Source organism: Pseudomonas sp. NFXW11 (assembly GCF_049887815.1).
Classification (GTDB): domain Bacteria; phylum Pseudomonadota; class Gammaproteobacteria; order Pseudomonadales; family Pseudomonadaceae; genus Aquipseudomonas.
Genome location: NZ_JAGEKI010000010.1, coordinates 23865 through 45807 on the forward strand (window position 1 = coordinate 23865; position 21943 = coordinate 45807).

Consider the following 21943-nt stretch of genomic DNA (forward strand, 5'->3'; position numbering starts at 1 on the left):
GGCGGAAAATGTGACAGAAGCATAACAACTCCAGGCTTAATTCAGGCTGAACCACAAGTATTTACACTCCATTACGACCATCCGCCTGTGACCGCTGTCCGTGAACGGGCGCGACAGCTATAATCAGCCGCTTTCCTCTTCGCCAAGACCACACCAGACCATGACTGAGTCCGTTCTTGACTACATGACCCGTTTGGGTCGCGCTGCCCGCCAAGCCTCTCGGGTGATCGCCCGTGCCACCACCGCGCAGAAGAACCGTGCGCTGCTGGCGGCTGCCGATGCATTGGATGCGGCACGACCGGAACTGACCGCAGCCAATGAACAGGATCTGGCCAGTGGTCGGGCCAACGGTCTGGAGCCGGCCTTGCTGGATCGCTTGGCGCTGACGCCTGCGCGTATCGACGAGATGATCGAGGGCCTGCGTCAGGTGGCCAAGCTGCCTGACCCCATCGGTGAAATCCGCGATATGCGCTACCTGCCTTCGGGTATCCAGGTGGGCAAGATGCGCGTGCCCCTGGGGGTTATCGGCATCATCTACGAGTCCCGGCCGAACGTGACCATCGATGCCGCCAGCCTGTGCCTGAAGTCCGGCAACGCCACCATTCTGCGTGGTGGTTCCGAGGCCATCCATTCCAACCGTGCCATTGCCACCTGCATCCAGCAGGGGCTGGCCGCCGCCGACCTGCCGCCCCATGTGGTGCAGGTGGTGGAAACTACTGACCGCGCGGCGGTGGGTGCGTTGATCACCATGCCCGAGTTCGTCGACGTGATAGTGCCCCGTGGCGGCAAGAGCCTGATCGAGCGGGTCAGCCGCGATGCCAAGGTGCCGGTGATCAAGCACCTGGATGGCGTCTGCCATGTATTTATCGACGTGGCTGCGGACCTGGACAAGGCGATCCGCATCGCCGACAACGCCAAGACCCAGCGCTACGCGCCGTGCAACACCATGGAAACCCTGTTGGTGCATGCCGGCATCGCCGAGCGCGTGCTGCCGCCATTGGCCGCAATCTACCGCGACAAGGGCGTCGAGCTGCGGGGCTGCGCGCAGACTCGCGCGATCCTCGGCGCCGATGTACTGGAGGCCACCGAAGAAGACTGGCGCACCGAATACACCGCGCCGATCCTCTCGATCCTGGTGCTGGACAACCTGGAGCAGGCCATCGAGCACATCAATACCTATGGTTCGCACCACACCGACTCGATCGTCACCGAAAACTTCAGTGACGCCCGGCGCTTCCTCAACGAGGTGGATTCCAGCTCGGTCATGATCAATGCCTCGACGCGCTTCGCCGACGGCTTCGAATATGGCCTGGGGGCGGAGATCGGCATTTCCACCGACAAGCTGCACGCCCGTGGCCCGGTGGGCCTGGAAGGGCTGACCAGCGAGAAGTACGTGGTGTTTGGCGACGGTCACGTGCGCACTTGATGGGCAAACGTATCGGCTTGCTGGGCGGCACCTTCGATCCAGTGCATGTCGGCCACTTGCGTGGCGCACTGGAGGTGGCCGAGTCCATGCAACTCGATGAGCTGCGCCTGACACCCAGTGCCAGGCCGCCGCATAGGGATACACCGCAGGTGTCGGCACTCGATCGTCTGGCGATGGTCCAGTGCGCGGTGGCGGGCGTTGCCCCCCTGGTGGTGGACGACCGCGAGCTGAAGCGGGACAAGCCGTCCTACACCATCGACACCCTGGAACAGATGCGCGCCGAACTGGCCGCGGACGACCAGCTATTTTTGTTACTGGGCTGGGACGCTTTTTGCGGCCTGCCCACCTGGCATCGTTGGGAAGAATTGCTCCAGCATTGCCACATCCTGGTGCTGCAACGCCCGGATGCCGATAGCGAGCCGCCGGATGCCCTGCGCAACCTGCTGGCGGCGCGCTCGGTGAGCGATCCGCAGGCCCTCGAAGGGCCGGGCGGACACATTGCATTCGTCTGGCAGACACCGCTTGCGGTATCCGCCACCCAGATCCGTCAACTGCTGGCCAGCGGTAAGTCGGTACGTTTCCTGGTGCCTGACGCGGTCCTGGCCTATATCGATGCGCACGGACTGTACCGTGCGTCGAACTAAAGCGGCGCGCTTGAAGGCACGAACAGTCGTGTATTGAAGCGCCCGAACATACGAGCAAAACGAGTTTTATATGACCAACAACGACGTAAACAAAGTAAAGCGCAAAGGCACCTTCAAAAGTGCACCGCTGCCGGAAAAAGTCATCAGCGGTGAGCCGCTCAAGGGCGAAGAGCTGGTCAAGGTTGCCGTAGCGGCCCTGGAAGACGTCAAGGCCCAGGACGTGCTGGTCATCGACGTGCGTGACAAGCAGAGCATCACTGACTACATGATCATCGCCACCGGTACCTCCAACCGCCAGATCGGCGCGATGCTGGACAAGGTTCGCGAGATGGTCAAAGCCCAGGGCGTCAAGCCGCTGGGTGAAGAAGGCAAGGGCGACAGCGACTGGGTACTGCTGGACATGGACGACGTCATTGTCCACATGATGACTTCCAACGCCCGTCAGTTCTACGATCTCGAGCGCCTGTGGAAAGGCGCCGAGCAGAGCCGTGCTGCCGATGGCAAGCACCACAGCCCTGAAGTCGGTCACGAGCACTTCAACAAGCTCAACAAAGACCAGGAATAAGGGACGGCTGTGCGCCTGCGTCTGATCGCTGTCGGTTCGCGCATGCCCAAGTGGGTGGAAGAGGGTTGGCACGAATATGCCAAGCGTCTGCCATCCGAATTGGCGCTGGAACTGGTGGAAATTCCGCTTAACACTCGGGGCAAGAACGCCGATGTGGCCCGCTTTATCCGTCAGGAAGGCGAGGCCATGCTGGCCAAGGTCGGGCCCAACGAGCGCATCGTCACCCTCGAGGTGCACGGCAAGCCCTGGAGTACCGAGCAACTGGCGGTGGAACTGGATCGCTGGCGCCTAGACTCGCGCACCGTGAACTTCATGGTCGGCGGCCCGGAAGGGCTGGCGCCGGAGGTTTGTGCGCGGGCGGATCAGCGTTGGTCGCTGTCGCCTCTGACCTTGCCCCACCCGCTGGTGCGCATCCTTATCGGCGAGCAGCTGTATCGCGCCTGGACCGTGCTCTCCGGGCACCCTTACCACAAGTAGCCCACGCCCCCCATGTCTCAGCCGATCCGTATCAAGGACCACGAAAAAGACGCCCGTCTGGTGCGTGGCCGGGTCGTGTTCGGCGCCATCATGGTGGTCTGCCTGATCGGTGTGCTGATTGCCCGCCTGTATTACCTGCAGGTGATCCAGTACGACTATCACTCCACGCTGTCGGAAAACAATCGGGTGCATGTGCAGCCGATTCCACCGACCCGCGGGCTGATCTTCGACCGCAATGGCGTGGTGGTGGCCGATAACCGGCCCAGCTTCAGCCTGAGCATGACCCGTGAGCGGTCGGGCAACTGGCAGCAGGTCCTCGATGTGATTGTCGAGGTGCTGGAGTTGACCCCGGAAGACCGAGTGCTGTTCGAGAAGCGCATGAAGCAGGGGCGGCGGCCCTTCGAGCCGGTGCCGATTCTGTTCGAGCTGACGGAAGAGCAGATCGCCCGGATCGCGGTGAACCAGTTCCGCCTGCCCGGGGTGGAAGTGGTGGCCCAGCTGGTCCGGCACTATCCCCAGGGCGCGCACTTCGCGCACTCCGTGGGTTACATGGGGCGGATCAACGAGAAAGAACTGAAGTCCCTGGACCCGGTGAACTACAGCGGTACCCACCATATCGGCAAGACCGGCATCGAGCGCTTCTACGAGCCGGAACTGCATGGCCAGGTGGGCTACGAAGAGGTCGAGACCAATGCTCGCGGCCGGGTGCTGCGGGTACTCAAGCGCACCGATCCGGTGCCGGGCAAGGACATTGTCCTGAGCCTCGACATCAAGCTCCAGGAAGCGGCCGAAGCGGCCCTGGGCGGGCGTCGCGGTGCGGTGGTGGCGCTGGACCCAAGTACCGGGGAAGTGCTGGCGATGGTCAGCCAGCCGAGTTTCGACCCCAACCTGTTCGTCACTGGCATCAGCTTCAAGGCCTACGCCGAGTTGCGCGATTCCATCGATCGCCCTCTGTTCAACCGGGTGCTACGCGGCCTGTACCCGCCGGGTTCGACCATCAAGCCGGCGGTGGCCATTGCCGGCCTGGACGCCGGGGTGGTGACGGCGTCGTCGCGGGTCTACGACCCGGGTTACTACCAGTTGCCCAACTACGATCACAAGTACCGCAACTGGAACCGTACCGGTGACGGTTATGTCGACCTGGACACCGCGATCATGCGTTCCAACGACACCTATTTCTATGACCTGGCCCACAAGCTGGGGATCGACCGGCTGTCTTCCTATATGAGCAAGTTCGGCATCGGGCAGAAGGTTTCCCTGGACATGTTCGAAGAGTCTCCGGGGCTGATGCCAACCCGTGAGTGGAAGCGTGCGACCCGGCGCCAGGCCTGGTTCCCGGGGGAAACCCTGATTCTCGGGATCGGCCAGGGTTATATGCAGTCGACCCCCTTGCAGTTGGCCCAGGCCACGGCGCTGGTGGCCAACAAGGGCAAGTGGAACCGGCCGCACCTGGCCAAGGCGATCGAGGGTGAAAAGCCGGTGGACCCGAACCCCATGGCGGATATCGTCCTGCGGGATCCTTCGGACTGGCTCAAGGTCAATCACGGCATGCAGCAGGTGATGCACGGCGCTCGCGGTACGGCGCGCAAGGCGGCCGTGGGCTCGCCGTATCGGATTGCCGGCAAGAGTGGTACCGCCCAGGTGGTGGCCATCAAGCAGGGTGAGAAGTACGACCGCTCCAAGGTTCAGGAGCGCCATCGCGACCACGCCCTGTTCGTGGCTTTCGCCCCGGCGGAAAACCCCAAGATCGTGGTCTCGGTGATGGTCGAGAACGGTGAGTCGGGTTCCGGGGTTGCCGCTCCGGTGGTGCGCCAGGTGATGGATGCCTGGCTGCTGGGTCCGGATGGTCAGCTCAAGCCCGAATTTGCCAGCCCTATGAGTGCGGAGGCTACGGCCCGTGAAGAGTAATTTCGACCGCATCCTCTCCAGTGAGGATGTGATGCGCCGTCGCGCGACGCTGCTGCAGCGCCTGCATATCGACGGCCCTCTGCTGGTGCTGCTGCTGACCCTGGCCGCCGGCAGCCTGTTCGTGCTGTATTCGGCCAGCGGCAAGAGCTGGGACTTGCTGGCCAAGCAGGCCTCCTCCTTTGGCATCGGCCTGGTGTCGATGATCGTCATTGCCCAGTTCGAGCCGCGCTTCATGGCCCGCTGGGTGCCTTTGGGCTATGTGTTCGGCGTGGTGCTGCTGGTGGTGGTGGACGTCATGGGCCACAACGCCATGGGCGCCACCCGCTGGATCAACATCCCCGGGGTGATCCGCTTCCAGCCCTCGGAATTCATGAAGATCATCATGCCGGCGACCATCGCCTGGTACCTGTCCAAGCGCACCCTGCCGCCCCATCTCAAGCATGTGGGGATCAGTCTGATACTGATCGGTATCCCATTTGTCCTGATCGTGCGTCAGCCCGACCTGGGCACCGCCTTGCTGATTCTCGCCGGTGGCACCTTCGTGCTGTTCATGGGGGGCTTGCGCTGGCGCTGGATCATCAGCGTGCTGGCCGCCGCCGTGCCGGTGGCCATCGCCATGTGGTTCTTCATCATGCATGACTACCAGAAGCAGCGGATCCTGACTTTCCTCGATCCGGAGAGCGATCCGCTGGGTACCGGCTGGAACATCATCCAGTCCAAGGCTGCCATCGGTTCCGGCGGGGTGTTCGGCAAGGGCTGGCTGCTGGGCACCCAGTCGCACCTGGACTTCCTGCCGGAAAGCCATACCGACTTCATTATCGCGGTGATGGGCGAGGAGTTCGGCCTGGTGGGTATCTGCGCGCTGCTGCTGATCTACCTGCTGCTGATCGGGCGCGGCCTGGTGATCACGGCCCAGGCGCAGACGTTGTTCGGCAAGTTGCTGGCGGGCAGCCTGACCATGACGTTTTTTGTGTATGTTTTCGTCAACATCGGTATGGTCAGTGGCTTGTTGCCGGTGGTGGGGGTGCCGTTGCCCTTCATCAGCTACGGAGGAACTTCGCTGGTGACGCTACTGTCAGCGTTTGGGGTTTTGATGTCGATCCATACCCATCGCAAGTGGATCGCGCAGGTTTGATTAAGGTGAAGAATTCAATGCAAGTAATGCGTGGCTGGGCCGCTCGGCATGCGCCGTGGGTCGGTCTGGTAGGCATCCTGGGGGCTGCACCCTGTGCGTTTGCCGGTGATTACGAAGGTTCGCCGCAGGTGGCCGAATTTGTCGGCGAAATGACCCGCGACTATGGTTTCGCCGGTGAGCAGCTGATGGGGGTGTTCCGCGAGGCCGAACGCAAGCAGTCGATTCTCGACGCCATCTCCCGGCCTGCCGAGCGCGTCAAGCAGTGGAAGGAATACCGGCCGATGTTCCTCACCGACGCGCGCATTGCCCGCGGTGTGGACTTCTGGCGCCAGCACGAAGCGGTGCTGGCCCGTGCCGAGCAGGAATATGGGGTGCCGGCCCAGGTGATTGTGTCGATCATCGGCGTTGAAACCTTTTTCGGTCGCAATACCGGGAATTACCGGGTGATCGACGCCTTGTCCACCCTGGGCTTCGATTATCCGCCCCGGGCCGAGTTCTTCCGCAAGGAGCTGCGCGAGTTCCTGCTGCTGGCCCGTGAAGAACAGCTCGACCCGCTGAGCCTCAAGGGCTCCTATGCCGGAGCCATGGGGCTGCCGCAGTTCATGCCGAGCAGTTTCCGCGCCTACGCGGTGGACTTCGACGGTGACGGCCACATCAATATCTGGACCAACCCGGACGATGCCATCGGCAGCGTCGCCAGCTATTTCAAGCGTCATGGCTGGGTTGCCGGCGAGCCGGTGGTCAGTCGTGCCGATGTGCGTGGCGATCGCGTCGACGAAGGCCTGACCACCGGGATCGAGCCGACCAAGACGGTCGGGGAGTTGCGGGCCCTGGGCTGGTCGAGTCATGATGCGCTGCGCGACGATATGCCGGTCACCGCCTTCCGCCTGGAAGGTGATAACGGTGCGGAATATTGGATGGGCCTGAAGAATTTTTATGCGATCACTCGCTATAACCGCAGCGTGATGTATGCCATGGCCGTACATCAGTTGTCTGAACAGCTGGTCCAAGCACGGGGCGTCAAGTAATGCTGGCAATGCCAATCCGCAAACCCCTGAAGCTGCTGGCGCTTGCCGCGTTGTCCCTGCTGGTGGTCAGTTGTTCCACCAGCCGCTCGCCGCAGCAGAAATCCTCGAGTGGCGTGCGCGCCATGCCTGGCCTGGACATCAACCGTGCCCACAAGGACGGTGCGCCTTGGTGGGATGTCGATGTGTCGCGCATCCCCGATGCAACCCCGACCCTGCATACCGGGCCCTACAAGGCCAACCCCTATACGGTGCTGGGCAAGACCTACTTTCCGATCCAGGAATCCAAGAACTACGTGGCCTCCGGCACGGCTTCCTGGTACGGCACCAAGTTTCATGGCCAGAACACCGCCAATGGCGAGGTCTATGATCTGTACGGCATGAGTGCCGCGCACAAGACCCTGCCGCTGCCCAGCTATGTCAAGGTCACCAACCTGGACAACAACCGCACGGTGATCCTGCGGGTCAACGATCGTGGTCCGTTCTACTCCGACCGCATCATCGACCTGTCCTATGCGGCGGCGAAGAAGCTTGGCTATGCCGAGACCGGCACCGCCCGGGTCAAGGTCGAAGGGATAGATCCGCAGCAATGGTGGGCCCAGCGTGGCCGTCCGGCGCCATTAATGCTCAACGAACCGCAAGTGGCGCAGAATAGCGCGCCGGTGGTCACGGCCTCGGCCGGCAGCGTCGAACAGTGGACGCCGCCACCTCAGCAACACGCCGCCGCAGCGGTTCCGCTGCAAGTGGACAACCGAGGCGGTGCCGCAGCAGCTTCAGGCCAGTATCTGCAGGTGGGCGCCTTCGCCAACCCCGACGCTGCCGAGCTGTTGCGTTCGAAATTGAGCGGGATGGTGAGCGCCCCGGTGTTCATCAGCTCGATCGTACGCAACCAGCAGACCCTGCATCGGGTCCGCCTGGGGCCATTCGGTTCGCCGGGTGAAGCCCAGCAAGCGCAGAACAGTGTGCGCCTGGCCAATCTGGGCCAGGCCAGCGTGGTCACTGCCGAGTAGAAAGATTGAAGGTCCGCTTGCGGTATTGGGGGGCGGACCCGGGTTGTTGGCTCGTCGAACAACAAAAGCCCGGCAAGGGTCTGTGAGTGAACAACTGCACACGCGACAGCTCTTTAGAAAGCTGTCTGAAATAGTTTTGCCCGCAAGGGCAAGTTTCCATTAGCAACTTCGAGAGACGGATGAACATCACCACCTTTGCCAAACGCCTGTGCCTGCTTGTCCCGCTGATCATCACGCCCGCCGCCTGGGCGGTCGAAGCGATGCCGTCGCCACCGCAACTGGCCGCCAAATCCTATGTGCTCATGGACGCCAGCAGCGGTAACGTGCTGGTGGAGAACAACGGTGACCAGCGCCTGCCGCCGGCCAGCCTGACCAAGCTGATGACCGCCTACATCGCGACCCTGGAAATCCGCCGTGGCCAGATCGGCGAGAATGATCCGGTAACCGTCAGCGAGAACGCCTGGCGTACCGGTGGTTCGCGGATGTTCATCAAGGTGGGCTCGCAGGTTACCGTCAGCGACCTGCTGCACGGCATCATCATCCAGTCGGGCAACGACGCCAGTGTCGCGGTCTCCGAGCACATCGCCGGTAGCGAAGACGCCTTCGCCGACATGATGAACAAGACTGCCGGCGACCTGGGCATGAGCAACAGCCACTTCATGAACCCCACCGGCCTGCCGAACCCCGAGCATTACTCGTCGGCCCATGACATGGCACTGCTGGCGCGCGCGATCATCCACGAAGATCCCGCACATTATGCGATCTACTCGCAGAAGGAATTCTTCTGGAACGGCATCAAGCAGCCCAACCGCAACCTGCTGCTGTGGCGCGACAAAACCGTCGACGGCCTGAAAACCGGCCACACCGACGAGGCCGGCTACTGCATGGTGTCCTCGGCGGTACGTGATGGCATGCGCCTGATCGCGGTGGTCTTCGGTACCAACAGCGAGCAGGCCCGTGCCGCTGAAACCCAGAAACTGCTGACCTACGGCTTCCGCTTCTTCGAAACCCAGACCTTCTACCAGAAGGGCACCGAGCTGGCTCAGGCCCAGGTGTGGAAGGGCACTTCGAACCAGGTCAAGGCCGGCCTGGCCGAAGACCTGACCATGACCATGCCTAAAGGCCAGCTCAAGAAGCTCGCTGCCAGCATGACCATGAACCCGCACCTGGTGGCGCCGATCGCCAAGGGCGACGTGATTGGCAAGGTCGAAGTGAAGCTCGACGACAAAGTGGTGCACAGCGCCGACCTGATCGCGCTGGACGCGGTCGAGGAAGGTGGTATCTTCCGCCGCATGTGGGATAGCATCCGTCTATTCTTCTACGGCTTGTTCAACTGATATTGTCGACCCGCGTGGCCCTCGTTCCGAAGTGGAGCGGGGGCCATGTTCGTCGCCACGGCTTACGAGGCCGTTACTGCCATGACAGACACTGACGTTAAGTCGCACAAGATTGAATTCCCCGTCGACGACTATCCGATCAAGGTGATCGGTGACACGGTTGTCGGCTTCAAGGACACCGTGATCGAGATCCTTGCCAAGTACGCCAAGCTGGACATCAAGTCCCTGGCCGAGCGTCAAAGCAGCAATGGCAAGTACACCACGGTACAACTGCACATCACCGCCACCGGTGAAGACCAACTGCGTGATATCAATAGTGCCCTGCGCGCTACAGGTGTCGTCCACATGGTGCTGTGATGTCACAGACGCTGGGCTTTCGTGAGCTTGGCCTGATGGCTTACGAGCCGGTCTGGCAGGCCATGCAGCGCTTCACCAATGAACGCGGCAGCGATGCTCCGGACGAAGTCTGGCTGGTGCAGCATGCTCCGGTGTTTACCCAGGGGCAGGCCGGCAAGGCCGAGCATCTGTTGCTGCCGGGAGATATTCCGGTGGTGCAGGCCGATCGTGGTGGTCAGGTGACCTACCACGGTCCGGGCCAGCTGGTGGCCTACCTGCTGCTGGATGTGCGCCGTTTGGGCTTTGGCGTGCGGGACCTGGTAAGCCGCATGGAGCAATGCCTGATCGAGCTGCTGGCCAGCTACGGCGTGCCGGCGGCGGCCAAGCCCGATGCACCGGGTGTCTATGTCGATGGGGCGAAGATCGCCTCGCTGGGCCTGCGTATCCGTCATGGATGCTCCTTTCATGGCCTGGCGCTGAACGTGGACATGGACTTGCAACCGTTTCGACGGATTAACCCCTGTGGTTATGCCGGGTTGCCCATGACCCAGCTGAGCGACCATGCAGGGCCGATTGAATTTGCCGAGGTAAGTGCCCGGCTGCGTGCGCAGCTCGTCAAACACCTCGACTATGCTGAGCAGACGACCCTAACGGGCGGAATCGACTGATATGACTACTGCGCAAGACGCTGTTCAAACCCTGATCCCGACGCTGGATGTTTCCGAGCGAGCGGCCCGTCCGAAAGTTGAAGCCGGCGTCAAATTGCGCGGTGCGGAAAAGGTCGCGCGTATTCCGGTGAAGATCATTCCGACCACCGAACTGCCGAAGAAACCGGATTGGATCCGCGTGCGTATCCCGGTTTCCCCGGAGGTCGACCGGATCAAGCAGCTGCTGCGCAAGCACAAGCTGCACAGCGTCTGCGAAGAGGCATCCTGCCCGAACCTGGGGGAGTGCTTCTCTGGCGGTACCGCCACTTTCATGATCATGGGCGACATCTGTACCCGTCGCTGCCCGTTCTGTGACGTGGGCCATGGCCGTCCAAAACCCCTGGATGTCGATGAACCGATGAACCTGGCGGTGGCCATCGCCGACCTGCGCCTGAAGTACGTGGTGATCACCTCGGTGGACCGCGACGACCTGCGTGACGGTGGTGCCCAGCACTTTGCCGATTGCATCCGCGAGATCCGCAAGCTGTCGCCGAATGTCCAGCTGGAAACCCTGGTGCCCGATTACCGTGGCCGTATGGATGTCGCCCTGGAAATAACCGCTGCTACGCCACCGGATGTGTTCAACCACAACCTGGAAACCGTGCCGCGCCTGTACAAGGCCGCGCGTCCGGGTTCGGACTACCAGTGGTCGCTGACCCTGTTGCAGAAGTTCAAGCAGCTGGTGCCCCATGTGCCGACCAAGTCCGGGCTGATGCTGGGCCTGGGCGAGACCGACGATGAAGTCATCGAAGTGATGAAGCGCATGCGTGAGCATGACATCGACATGCTGACCCTCGGCCAGTACCTGCAGCCGTCGCGCAACCACCTGCCGGTCCAGCGTTTCGTGCATCCGGACACCTTTGCCTGGTTCGCCGAGGAAGGCTACCGGATGGGCTTCAAGAACGTTGCCTCCGGCCCGCTGGTGCGTTCTTCCTACCATGCCGACGAGCAGGCCAAGCTGGCCAAAGAAGGCCTGGTTTCCTGATCGACCTGCCCGCAAGGCTGCGGCCTTGCGGGCAGTTTCCCGGCTCTTTCGAGCACCTGGGCCATTCCAGCGGTTTTTTATCCCGCTCGGGCAGCCCCAACACTTCAGTTTCAACAGATTCATGGCTACTGTGCTGGGGTGAATCCACACAGGGAGAATCTGCATGCCCATCCAACCGACTGCCGCCCTTCATGCCCACCTGCCCGTACCGGCCCTGGCCGCGGAAGGCACCATTGGCCTGATCGCCCCTGCCGGCCCCGCAGCCCTGGATACCGAAAAGGCCCGCCAATGGATGCGTTCCCGGGGCTACCAGCTGCGGATCTTCCCCGGGGTCGGGCAGCAGCAAGGCTATCTGGCCGGTAGTGATCAGGTGCGTCTCGACGATCTACATGCAGCCTTCGCCGACCCGGAGGTGGACACCATTCTCTGCCTGCGCGGTGGTTATGGCAGCCCGCGGCTGCTGGACAAGATCGACTACGACCTGCTGCGACGTAATCCCAAGCCCTTTATCGGCTACAGCGATATCACCGCCTTGCACCTGGCCATCAACCGCTATGCGGGGTTCGTCAGCTTTCACGGCCCGATGCTCAATGCCGACTTGCTGGGCGATAAGCAGCCGCCCACCGAGGCCTCTTTCTTCAACCTGCTCAGGGGGCAGGTCAAGGCCGGCAGCCTGCTACCCCACCCGGTGGCTTTCCCCTTGACCACGGTGGAACCGGGCATTGCCCAAGGCCCGCTGCTGGGGGGTAACTTGTCGATCATCGCCAGTACCCTGGGCACGCCGTACGAGATCAATACCGACGGCATCATCCTGTTTATCGAGGACGTCAACGAGCCGCTGTACCGCATCGACCGGCTGCTCAATCATCTGCGCCTGGCGGGCAAGCTCGACGGGGTGCGCGGGGTGCTGGTAGGCGATGTGGCGGGAGTGGACTTCAGCGCCTTGTGCGGCCTGCTCAAGCAGACCTTCGAGCCGCTGCGGATTCCGCTGCTGGCGGGGTGGCGCAGCGGGCATTGCGATCCCAACCTGAGTTTGCCCATGGGCGCGCTGGTGCGCCTGGATGCGGGGGCCAGGGAGCTGACCCTGGCGCAGGACGTGGTGTTCAAGTAGTTGAGATGGCGAAGGGCCGGGCCCTTCGCCGGGTTCCGAGCTAGCGGTTGCGCAGGCTGTCCAGCAGCTTGTGGGTCGGGTAGCCGTCTGCCGGCCAGCCCAGGGCTTGCTGGGCACTGCGAATGGCCTTGCGGGTATTGGCGCCGATGATTCCGTCCGGGTTGCCGGCGTCGTATTGGTTGGCGCTGAGCAGGGTCTGCAATTCAATGCGTTCGGAACGACTCAGTGGCAGGTCATCCTTGGGCCAGCCGCCGCTGATCATCCCGGCGCCATTGAAACGCTCCGACAACAGGTTGACCGCCAGGGCGTAGGACGACGAGTTGTTGTACTTGAGCACCGCCCGGAAATTATCCAGGATCAGGAAGGCCGGCCCGCGGTAGCCCGCTGGCAGCAGCAGCGAGGCGGAGAGCTGTTCCGCGCCATAGGGCAGGGCCTTGCCATTGACCGGAACCATCCCCAGGCGCAGCCATTCGCCCACGCTCTTGCGGGTGCTGGCGTCGGCCAGGGCGTAGTCGAAGCCGCTGTTGAGCTGGACTTCCAGGCCCCAGGGCTGGCCTTTCTGCCAGCCGGAGCTTTGCAGGTAGTGCGCGGTGGAGGCTAGGGCATCGGCCGGGCTGTTCCAGATATCCCGGCGGCCGTCGCCGTCGAAGTCCACGGCATGGGTGTTGTAGGTGGTGGGTATGAACTGGGTCTGGCCCATGGCGCCGGCCCAGGAGCCGAGCATCTTCTCCGGCTGGATGTCGCCGTGCTGGATGATCTGCAAGGCGGCGATCAACTGGCTGTTGGCAAAAGCCGGGCGTCGTCCTTCATAGGCCAGGGTGGCCAGGGAGCGGATCACCGACTTGTTGCCCTGGAAATCACCGAAATTGCTTTCCATGCCCCACACCGCCACCAGTGCCTGGCGATCCACGCCATAGCGCTGTTCGATGCGCTGCAGGATGTCGCTGTACTGCACCAGCAGTGCCTGGCCCTTGCGTACCCGTACCGGCGACAGTGCGCCATCCAGGTACTCCCAGACCGGACGGGTGAATTCCGGCTGGCTACGGTCGGCCTTGATCACGCTCAGGTCCGGAGTGACTCCGGCGAAGGCCTGGTCGAACACCTCGGGGCGAATGCCCGCATTCAAGGCTTCGGCACGGAAACCGCTGAGCCATTGCTCGAAACTCATGGTGGGCTGGATGTCCAGGTTGTCGACGGCCAGCGGCGCGACAGTGGCAGGTGCGGCAAGGGGGGCTGCCTGGAGGGCGGGCAACGGTTGGGCGTCGGCGGCGGTGGGTTTTTCCGCGCAGGCGACTAGCAGAATCAGGCTGGAGGCAGCGATCAGTTGGCGCATCTGCCAACGACGGGAAAGACAAAAGGGCATGCACAGGTCCAGAGAGAAAAACAATCAGGTGCAGACCTTATCATGCCAACGGGGTTCTGGGCTTCAGGCGGCCAGAAAGTAAGAAGCCTCCCAGCTTTTAGACTGGAAGGCTTCGCGGTGGTAGCTGCCTTTGCCCTTGGCCGGGCGTTCCTGACGGCTGCGGAACAGTGGCTGGGCAATGATGGATTTGGCCTTGTTGGGGCCATGCTTGGATGGCTTCTTGCTCATGTCGAGTGCTCGCTGGCTTGGGAATAGAGGGTGTTGCGGTGCGCATCATCGGCCAGAGTGCACAGGCTGTCCAGTACTCTGGTGCAGCAGAATGGTCTGTGCAGAGACTTACTGGTCAGCGGGCAAGGCCAGGCGCTGGCCAGCCATCAGCAGCGACAGGCGGCTCAGGCTGCTCCACGGGGAACCGCTGGCCTGGCCCTTGATCTGCGCGTCGATGCGTTGCGCATCCAGCAGCAGCTGGTTCCAGCGCGGTGCGGAATAGCGCTGCAAGGCCTTGCTCATCAGCGGCTTGCGCTTGTCCCAGACCGGCGGTCGCGCCTGGCTGAAGACCTTGTCCAGGGGCACGCCCTGGCTGAATTGCAGGGCCAGGCCTGCCAGCAACCGCAGTTCCCGGGACAGGGCCCAGAGAATCACCGGCGGTTCGACGCCTTCGCCCCGCAGCCCTTCGAGCATGCGCAGGGCGTGGGCGGCCTCGCCGTTGAGAACCGCATCCACCAGGCCGAAGACATCGAAGCGGGCGCTGTCGGCCACGGCGGCCTGCACCGTTTCCACGGTGATCTGTCCACCCTCGGCCATCAGCTTGAGCTTTTCGATTTCCTGGGCGGCGGCCAGCAAGTTGCCTTCCACCCGGGCGGCAATCAGTTCCACGGCATCCTGGCTGGCGGACAGCCCGGCCTGGGACAGGCGCTGGCGAATCCACTGCGGCAACTGGTTGGCATCCACTGGCCAGATCTGCACGAACTGGGTCTGGGCACCTTCGATCAGGGCCTTGCCCCACTTGGTTTTCTGCGCGCTGCCGTCGAGCTTGGGCAGGCTGATCAGCAGCACTGTGTCGTCGGCCGGGCGTGAACAGTATTCGATCAGTGCCGCCGCGCCCTTGTCTCCCGGCTTGCCCGAGGGCAGGCGCAGTTCCAGCAGGCGCTTCTCCGCGAACAGCGACATGCTGGCCCCGGCCTGCAGCAGGGTGCCCCAGTCGAAGTTGGCGTCGGCGCTGAATACCTGGCGCTCGTCGAAGCCCTGCTGGCGTACAGCAGAACGGATGGCGTCGGCGGCTTCCTGGCAGAGCAGGGGGTCATCGCCACTGATCACGTAGACCGGAGCGAGGCTGCCTTGCAGGTGTTTGCCGAGTTGAGCGGGAGCAAGTTTCATAGGCGGGTGCCAGTGGGGCGCTTGAGCGCCCCACCAGGCTTACTGGTTCGGTAGTTCCAGGGGGGACTGGCGCGGTGTTTCCGCCTCAGCCTTGCGTGCAGCTTCCAAGGCCTGGGCTTCTGCCCGGGCTTTGGCTTCGGCGGTGGCCGACAGCTCGTCGAGCTGTTGAGGCGTCAGCAGTTGCAGGCGGATCAACATGCGCTGGATCAGGTCGCGGCGCATTTCCTTGTAGGTCTCGGATGCTTCCTGGGAAGAGCCGGTGATGTTGTTGCCGTCGTGCAGGAAGACTTTCTGCACTTCCAGCTTGTCGTTGAGCAGGTGCAGGTTGTCGTGAGTCAGGATCTCGTAGCGCAGAATGGTGCTGACTTCATACTCGGCGGAAGCGCCGCCACCGGTGTAGCTGAGGGTGCGCTGGGCATTCTCTTCATTGAGCAGCACCAGTTTGTAAGGCGCGCCGGCATGTACCCGCACTCCGCTGTTTTCCAGCTGCTGCTCAAGCATTTTCACGGTGGGGCCGTAAGCGTCGCGCGCGCTCAGGTCCAGCTCCTTGATAGTCAGTTCCTGGGTGCCGGTGCCGCGCAGCTGGAAGCCGCAGGCGCTCAGCAGCACGGCCAGGCCCATCACCAGCAGATTACGTTTGATCATGTATTGCTCCCCTTGAAACCATATGGGCCCATCTTGTGGCCCTTAAAGGTTTTGTTCGGCGCCCGATCCGCGATCGGGCACCTGATCCAATTTAGCTGGCGACGATATTGACCAGTTTGCCCGGCACCACGATGACCTTGCGAATCGTCAGGCCCTCGGTGAAGCGCAGCACATTCTCGTTGCTGCGCGCCGCCGCTTCGACTTCCTCGCGGCTGGCGCTGGCTGGCATTTCGATCTGGCCACGCAGCTTGCCATTGACCTGAATCACCAGTTGCAGGCTGTCCTGGACCAGGGCGCTTTCGTCCAGGGTCGGCCAGCCGGCATCGATGATGGCGCCGTTCTGACCCAATTGGGCCCACAGCTCGTGGCTGATGTGCGGGGTGATCGGAGCCAGCAGCAGGGCCACGGTCTGCAAGCCTTCCTGCAGCAGGGCACGGTCCTGGTCGCTGCCTTGCGGGGCTTTTTCCAGGACGTTCATCAGGGTCATCACCTGGGCGATGGCGGTGTTGAACTTGTGGTGCTGGCCGACATCCTGGCTGGCCTGCTTGATGGCCAGGTGGATGGCACGGCGAATGACTTTCTGTTCGTCGCTGAGGCTAGCGAGATCCAGTGCCCCCGGCAGCCCTTGGCTGACATGGGCCTGGGCCAGGCGCCAGACGCGCTTGAGGAAGCGGTGCGCACCCTCGACGCCGGAGTCGGACCATTCCAGGCTCAGCTCGGGCGGCGAAGCGAACATCATGAACAGGCGGCAGGTATCGGCGCCGTACTGTTCGATCATCGATTGCGGGTCGACACCGTTGTTCTTCGACTTGGCCATCTTCTCGGTGCCACCGATTTCCACCGGCAGGCCGTCGCTGATCAGCTTGGCGCCAATGATCTTGGCCTTGCTGTCACGTTCCAGCTCGACGTCCGCCGGGTTGTACCAGGTGTAGCTGCCATTGGCTTCGCGGCGGTAGTAGGTTTCGGCAATCACCATGCCCTGGGTCAGCAGGTTCTGGAACGGCTCGTTGGAACTCACCAGGCCTTCGTCACGCATCAGCTTGTGGAAGAAACGCGCGTAGAGCAGGTGCAGGATGGCGTGTTCGATACCGCCGATGTACTGATCCACTGGCAGCCAGTGGTTGGCCGCTGCCGGGTCTACCAGGCCGCCTTCATAGTGTGGCGAGGCGTAGCGGGCGTAGTACCACGAGGACTCGACGAAGGTGTCCATGGTGTCGGTTTCACGCTTGGCCGGCGCGCCGCATTTTGGGCAGTTGCACTCGTAGAATTCGGGCATGCGCGCCAATGGCGAACCGGCGCCATCGGGTACCACATCTTCTGGTAGCACCACTGGCAGTTGGTTCTCCGGGACGGGAACGTCGCCGCAGCTGTCGCAATGGATGATCGGAATCGGGCAGCCCCAGTAGCGCTGGCGGCTGATACCCCAGTCGCGCAGGCGGAACTGGGTGCGCGATTGACCGAGATTCTTCTTCAGCAGGGCGACTTCGATGGCGTCGAATGCGCCCGGGAAATCCAGGCCGTTGAACTCGCCGGAGTTGATCAGTGTGCCGTGCTCGCCATAGGCGTCCTGCCACGGGGCTGGGGTCTCATCACCGGCGCTGGTGCGGACCACGGCCTTGATCGGCAGGCGGTACTTGCTGGCGAATTCGAAGTCGCGCTCGTCGTGGGCCGGTACGGCCATTACCGCACCGTCGCCGTAGTGCATCAGCACATAGTTGGCGACCCACACCGGCAGTTTCTCGCCGGTCAGCGGGTGTTCGACGAACAGAGTGGTCGGCAGGCCTTTTTTCTCTTGGGTCGCCATGTCGGCTTCGGCGACGCTGCCGCCCTTGCACTCGGCGATAAAGGCTTGCAGTTCGGCATCGTTCTGCGCAGCCAGGGTGGCCAGTGGGTGTTCGGCCGCCACGGCGACGTAGGTCGCGCCCATCAGGGTGTCTGGACGGGTGGTGAAGACTTTCAGGGTGCCGGCTTCGCCGATCGACGCCTGGTCGTAGGGGAACTGCACTTCCATCCCGCGGGACTTGCCGATCCAGTTGCGCTGCATGGTCTTGACCTGCTCGGGCCAACCCGGCAGTTCGTCAAGGCTCTCCAGCAGCTCATCGGCATAGGCGGTGATCTTGAAGTAGTACATCGGGATTTCGCGCTTCTCGATCAGCGCGCCGGAACGCCAGCCGCGGCCATCGATCACCTGCTCGTTGGCCAGTACGGTCTGGTCCACCGGGTCCCAGTTCACGGTGCCGTTCTTGCGGTAGATCACGCCCTTTTCGAACAGGCGGGTGAACAGCCACTGCTCCCAACGGTAGTAGTCCGGCTTGCAGGTGGTGACCTCGCGGGACCAGTCCACTGCCAGGCCCAGGCTGCGCAGCTGGGTTTTCATGTAGGCGATGTTTTCGTAGGTCCACTTGGCGGGAGCCACGTTGTTCTTCATCGCGGCGTTTTCCGCCGGCATGCCGAAGGCGTCCCAGCCCATGGGTTGCAGGACGTTCTTGCCCTGCATGCGCTGGTAGCGGGAAATCACGTCGCCGATGGTGTAGTTGCGCACGTGCCCCATGTGTAGCTTGCCGCTGGGGTAAGGGAACATCGACAGGCAGTAGTAGGTCTCCTTGCCTGGCTGTTCACTGACTTCAAAGGACTTTTGCTCATCCCAGAACGACTGGGCGGCGGCTTCGATCTCACGGGGCTGATAGTGTTCGTGCATGGCTACTTTTGTACTGGATAGGGGTGGCCTAATCCTCTTCAACGCAACCTGGGGTAGGGATGACGCCAGATATGGCGTTTTTCGCTGCCCGGTGGAGCTGGAAGTGGAGTGACAGGAAGCGCCGTAGCATACATGACCGCGCTCTGCCTAGGGAAACCCTGATTACACGGGCGGGCCGTTGGTCGCAGCGATGCGTCGCCTACGGCTGTCCGACTAAGCTCAAAAAGGGGAGTGAGTCTTATTCTTCGATGAGGTGAGCGGATGCTTGAATTGCAGCAAAAAGCTACAGAACCGGAGGTGTATGAAAGGCTGCTGAATCGACTGGCCCTGGCCCTGGATGTGGCAAGAACCGCGGATCGACTGCGCAATGAACGGCCAGCCGAATTGGAATTGCGGGGGTTGAGCCACGCCGAGTTCGAATTGATCAGGGCCTACCTGGCCCGCAACCAGCGAGACATGCAGGTCAGTGTATTGGGCAGTCTTGCGCACCAGGAAATGCCCCGTTCAACCAACATCGTCTGGTTGAAGGATCAGGCGCCCGTCAAGGATTCGGTGACAGTCCGATCCCGGCTGTTCAAGTAAGTCCCAGGGCCCCTCAGGTGGGTCGAGTGAGGTCGTTGCCGAGGACCTCAAGCGCAAAAGTGTTTGGCATCGGTTGTTGCCGCATGGTCATCCCCTTTAGGCTTCGGGCATCTTTTGGAGATGCTCGATGCCTTTTCGTTACTTCATCAAACAGCTGCTGCTGCCCCCTGGAATCCTCCTGCTTCTGCTATTGCTTGCCTGGAGCCTGCGTCGTTCCCGGCCGCGCCTGGCACGCTGGTGCTTTGCCTTTGGCTTGGGCGGCTTCTGGCTGATGAGCCTGCCGGTGATGGTGGAGTGGGGCGCCCGCGGGCTTGAGCAACTGCCGCCCCTGCAGCAGAGCCAGTGGGCCAATCTGGCCCAGCAGGCGGATGCGATAGTGGTACTGGGTTCCGGTCGTGAGCGAGGCGATCCGGCCTGGGGGGCCGATCAGCCCACTGGCGTGGGGCTGGAGCGCGAGCGTTATGCCGCGCGCCTGGCCAAGGCCTCAGGCTTGCCGTTGTTGACCAGTGGCGGCCTGCATTACGGTACGCCGCCCACCGAGGCGGCGTTGATGGCCGAGTCGCTGCTCAGTGATTTCGGCGTAACGGTACGCTGGCAGGAAGGGCGTAGCCGCACCACCTGGGAGAACGCGCAGTTCAGCGCCGAGGTTCTGCTGCCCCTGGGCATCAAGCGGGTAGTGGTGGTGACCCAAGCCTGGCATATGCCCCGCGCTGCCTGGAGCTTCGAGCACGCAGGGTTTGACGTGGTGCCGGCGCCGGTGGGCTTTCTCGGGGTGGACAATGCCCGGCCGCTAGGGGGCTGGATGCCTGAGTTCAAGTCGATCTGGCAAAGTGGCCAGTTGCTCAACGAGGCGGTGGGGCAGTTGGGTTATCGAGTGTTCTATCGCTGAGCACCGGCTCCCACGGGAGCCGGTTTGCCAGCGAATGGGTTCAAACCGTCTTGGCAATCCGGCTGGCCAACAAGGCCCAGCCGAACAACAGGGCGCAGAGCACCGCCAGTGGCCACGAACGCCATTGCAGGTAAGGCGTGAGGTTGTGCATGGGCACCACTTCGCCATACAAAACGCCGCGCTCGAACTGGGGGATCTGCGCAGTGATCTTGCCGAACGGGTCGATCAGCCCGGTGACGCCATTGTTGGTGGCGCGGATCATCCAGCGCCCGGCCTCCAGGGCGCGCATCTGTGCCATCTGCAAGTGCTGCAAGGGGCCGATCGAGGTGCCGAACCAGGTGTCGTTGCTGATGGTCAGCAGCAGATCGCTGCGAGCCGAGAGACTGGCGGCGAACTCCGGGTAGACCACTTCGTAGCAGATGAACGGCGCTACCTGATAGCCCTTGGCCTGCAGCAACGGCTGATCGGCCGGACCGCGGGCGAAGTCCGACATCGGCAGGTTGAAGAAGTCGATCAGGCCGCGCAGCACTTCCTGCAAGGGGACGTATTCACCGAAAGGCACCAGCTTCTGCTTGAGGTAGGTGCCATCGCCTTCACCGGTCACGGTAATGCCGTTGAAGTAGCGTTTCTCGTGGTGCACCAGTTGGCGTACCGGCACCCCGGTGATCAGTGCGGAATGACGCTCGGCGGCGAAGCTGCCCATCATCGTCAGGTAGCCCTCGGCCGACTCCTTGAGCACCGGCACCGCGGTTTCCGGCCAGATCAGCAGGTCCACGCGCTTGCTGCTGAAACTCATGTCGCGGTACAGCGCCAGCTGGGCGTTGAGCTGGGCCGGGTCCCATTTCATGCTTTGTTCGATATTGCCCTGGATCGCCGCCACCGACAGTGGTGCTCCCGCCGGGCTGGTCCAGGCGTGGCCCTTGAGGGCCAGGCCGGCGATCCAGGGGGCGGCCAGCAGTAGCAGGCCGGCGCCGATAAAGCCTTTGCGTCCGCCCTGTATCAGGCGCGGCAGGTTGTAGAGCAGCGCCGCGGTCAGTGCCAGGACGAAGGAAATCAGCCAGATACCGCCCACCGGCGCCAGGCCGGCCAGGGGCCCATCGAGCTGGCTATAGCCGGAATAGAGCCAGGGGAAACCGGTGAGAAACCAGCCGCGAAATGCTTCCTGGCCCAGCCACAGGGCAGCGAATGCCAGGGCATCGGCCAGTGGCGCTTCGTTGCGCCGCAACCAGCGCGCCCAAAGCCAGGCGGGCAGGGCGAAGAACCAGGCGATGGCGGCGATAAAGGCCAGCATCAGCAGCCCGGCGAGCAGGGCCGAGGCGCCACCGTAGGTATGAATGCTGACGTAGATCCAGCTGGTGCCGGCGCCGAACAGGCCAAAACCGAAGCACCAGCCACGCCACAGGGCCTGGCGCGGCGTCAGCTGGCGCAGGCCGGCATAGAACAGACCCACTGCCAGCAGTGCCAGGAGCCAGATGTTGTAGGGCGCGAGCGCCAGGGTGGTGATGGCGCCGGCAGCCATCGCCAGCAGATTGCCGGGCCAGCCAGCTTGGGTTGAGCGCTGCAAGAGGCGTTTCATCGGCTCTTTCCTGTTGCGCGCCGGGGAGGGCGCGAGGCGATGGAGTGGGTGGGTTCGAATACCCTTGGAGTCACACAGCGCTGTGCCGCCAGCTCTCCCCCGCAGGCCATCGCCTGGGGCCGGGGTAACGGCCGCAGGGCGCTGGTC

21 protein-coding genes are annotated in these 21943 nt (G+C 62.8%); 15 read left to right on the plus strand and 6 right to left on the minus strand.

The window, feature by feature from the left end:
- The first annotated feature begins 160 nt into the window (after positions 1–160).
- The 13 genes from J4P02_RS16650 to J4P02_RS16710 all read left to right on the plus strand — a co-directional run bounded on the left by J4P02_RS16650 (position 161) and on the right by J4P02_RS16710 (position 12666).
- A complete protein-coding gene (locus J4P02_RS16650; protein ID WP_426192147.1) occupies positions 161–1426 on the plus strand; it encodes a glutamate-5-semialdehyde dehydrogenase in 1266 nt (421 codons plus the stop codon).
- Positions 1426–2070: a nicotinate-nucleotide adenylyltransferase gene (gene nadD, locus J4P02_RS16655; RefSeq protein WP_426192149.1), complete on the plus strand. Its 645-nt coding sequence runs from the start codon at positions 1426–1428 to the stop codon at positions 2068–2070. Before J4P02_RS16650 ends, nadD begins: the two co-directional genes overlap by 1 nt.
- Positions 2071–2140: 70 nt before the next feature.
- Positions 2141–2635 carry a ribosome silencing factor gene (rsfS, locus tag J4P02_RS16660; protein WP_426192151.1) on the plus strand — a complete coding sequence of 165 codons (495 nt, stop codon included), beginning with the start codon at positions 2141–2143 and terminating at the stop codon, positions 2633–2635.
- Between the two features lie 9 nt (positions 2636–2644).
- Positions 2645–3112 (plus strand): 23S rRNA (pseudouridine(1915)-N(3))-methyltransferase RlmH, encoded by a 468-nt coding sequence (gene rlmH, locus J4P02_RS16665; RefSeq protein WP_003185785.1) that lies wholly within the window; start codon positions 2645–2647, stop codon positions 3110–3112.
- 12 nt (positions 3113–3124) lie between these two features.
- Positions 3125–5020, plus strand: a complete 1896-nt coding sequence (gene mrdA, locus J4P02_RS16670; RefSeq protein WP_426192154.1) for a penicillin-binding protein 2 — start codon at positions 3125–3127, stop codon at positions 5018–5020.
- Positions 5021–5051: 31 nt separating this feature from the next.
- Complete coding sequence (rodA, locus tag J4P02_RS16675; protein WP_426192522.1) at positions 5052–6155, plus strand: rod shape-determining protein RodA; 1104 nt, start codon at positions 5052–5054, stop codon at positions 6153–6155.
- Between the two features lie 5 nt (positions 6156–6160).
- The gene (gene mltB, locus J4P02_RS16680; RefSeq protein ID WP_426192156.1) at positions 6161–7183 is read left to right on the plus strand and encodes a lytic murein transglycosylase B; all 1023 of its coding nucleotides are present in this window, start codon (positions 6161–6163) and stop codon (positions 7181–7183) included.
- Positions 7183–8190: a septal ring lytic transglycosylase RlpA family protein gene (locus J4P02_RS16685; RefSeq protein ID WP_426192158.1), complete on the plus strand. Its 1008-nt coding sequence runs from the start codon at positions 7183–7185 to the stop codon at positions 8188–8190. The genes mltB and J4P02_RS16685 overlap by 1 nt, the downstream gene beginning before the upstream one ends.
- 179 nt (positions 8191–8369) lie before the next feature.
- Positions 8370–9527: a D-alanyl-D-alanine carboxypeptidase family protein gene (locus J4P02_RS16690; protein WP_426192160.1), complete on the plus strand. Its 1158-nt coding sequence runs from the start codon at positions 8370–8372 to the stop codon at positions 9525–9527.
- An 81-nt stretch (positions 9528–9608) separates the two neighbouring features.
- On the plus strand, positions 9609–9884 hold the full coding sequence (locus J4P02_RS16695; RefSeq protein WP_011063665.1) for a DUF493 domain-containing protein: 276 nt from the start codon (positions 9609–9611) through the stop codon (positions 9882–9884).
- Positions 9884–10531 carry a lipoyl(octanoyl) transferase LipB gene (gene lipB / locus J4P02_RS16700; RefSeq protein WP_426192163.1) on the plus strand — a complete coding sequence of 216 codons (648 nt, stop codon included), beginning with the start codon at positions 9884–9886 and terminating at the stop codon, positions 10529–10531. Before J4P02_RS16695 ends, lipB begins: the two co-directional genes overlap by 1 nt.
- Position 10532: 1 nt before the next feature.
- The gene (gene lipA / locus J4P02_RS16705) at positions 10533–11555 is read left to right on the plus strand and encodes a lipoyl synthase (RefSeq protein WP_426192165.1); all 1023 of its coding nucleotides are present in this window, start codon (positions 10533–10535) and stop codon (positions 11553–11555) included.
- A 163-nt stretch (positions 11556–11718) separates the two neighbouring features.
- Positions 11719–12666, plus strand: a complete 948-nt coding sequence (locus J4P02_RS16710; protein ID WP_426192167.1) for a S66 peptidase family protein — start codon at positions 11719–11721, stop codon at positions 12664–12666.
- A 40-nt stretch (positions 12667–12706) separates the two neighbouring features.
- Here J4P02_RS16710 and J4P02_RS16715 read toward each other — a convergent pair whose 3' ends face one another.
- From J4P02_RS16715 to leuS, 5 genes are all read right to left on the minus strand, one after another.
- A complete protein-coding gene (locus J4P02_RS16715; protein ID WP_426192169.1) occupies positions 12707–14029 on the minus strand; it encodes a lytic murein transglycosylase in 1323 nt (440 codons plus the stop codon).
- A 63-nt stretch (positions 14030–14092) separates the two neighbouring features.
- A complete protein-coding gene (arfA, locus tag J4P02_RS16720) occupies positions 14093–14257 on the minus strand; it encodes an alternative ribosome rescue factor ArfA (protein WP_426192171.1) in 165 nt (54 codons plus the stop codon).
- Positions 14258–14365: 108 nt separating this feature from the next.
- A complete protein-coding gene (gene holA / locus J4P02_RS16725; RefSeq protein WP_426192173.1) occupies positions 14366–15406 on the minus strand; it encodes a DNA polymerase III subunit delta in 1041 nt (346 codons plus the stop codon).
- A 39-nt stretch (positions 15407–15445) separates the two neighbouring features.
- On the minus strand, positions 15446–16051 hold the full coding sequence (lptE, locus tag J4P02_RS16730) for an LPS assembly lipoprotein LptE (RefSeq protein WP_426192175.1): 606 nt from the start codon (positions 16049–16051) through the stop codon (positions 15446–15448).
- A 91-nt stretch (positions 16052–16142) separates the two neighbouring features.
- Positions 16143–18749, minus strand: a complete 2607-nt coding sequence (gene leuS / locus J4P02_RS16735; protein WP_426192177.1) for a leucine--tRNA ligase — start codon at positions 18747–18749, stop codon at positions 16143–16145.
- A 261-nt stretch (positions 18750–19010) separates the two neighbouring features.
- Here leuS and J4P02_RS16740 point away from each other — a divergent pair, with 261 nt between their 5' ends.
- Both J4P02_RS16740 and J4P02_RS16745 read left to right on the plus strand, forming a co-directional pair.
- Positions 19011–19331 (plus strand): hypothetical protein, encoded by a 321-nt coding sequence (locus J4P02_RS16740; protein ID WP_426192179.1) that lies wholly within the window; start codon positions 19011–19013, stop codon positions 19329–19331.
- Positions 19332–19458: 127 nt separating this feature from the next.
- On the plus strand, positions 19459–20220 hold the full coding sequence (locus J4P02_RS16745; RefSeq protein ID WP_426192181.1) for a YdcF family protein: 762 nt from the start codon (positions 19459–19461) through the stop codon (positions 20218–20220).
- Between the two features lie 40 nt (positions 20221–20260).
- On the opposite strand, the gene lnt is transcribed toward J4P02_RS16745, so the two are convergent.
- Positions 20261–21796 carry an apolipoprotein N-acyltransferase gene (gene lnt, locus J4P02_RS16750; protein WP_426192183.1) on the minus strand — a complete coding sequence of 512 codons (1536 nt, stop codon included), beginning with the start codon at positions 21794–21796 and terminating at the stop codon, positions 20261–20263.
- Between the last annotated feature and the right edge of the window lie 147 nt (positions 21797–21943).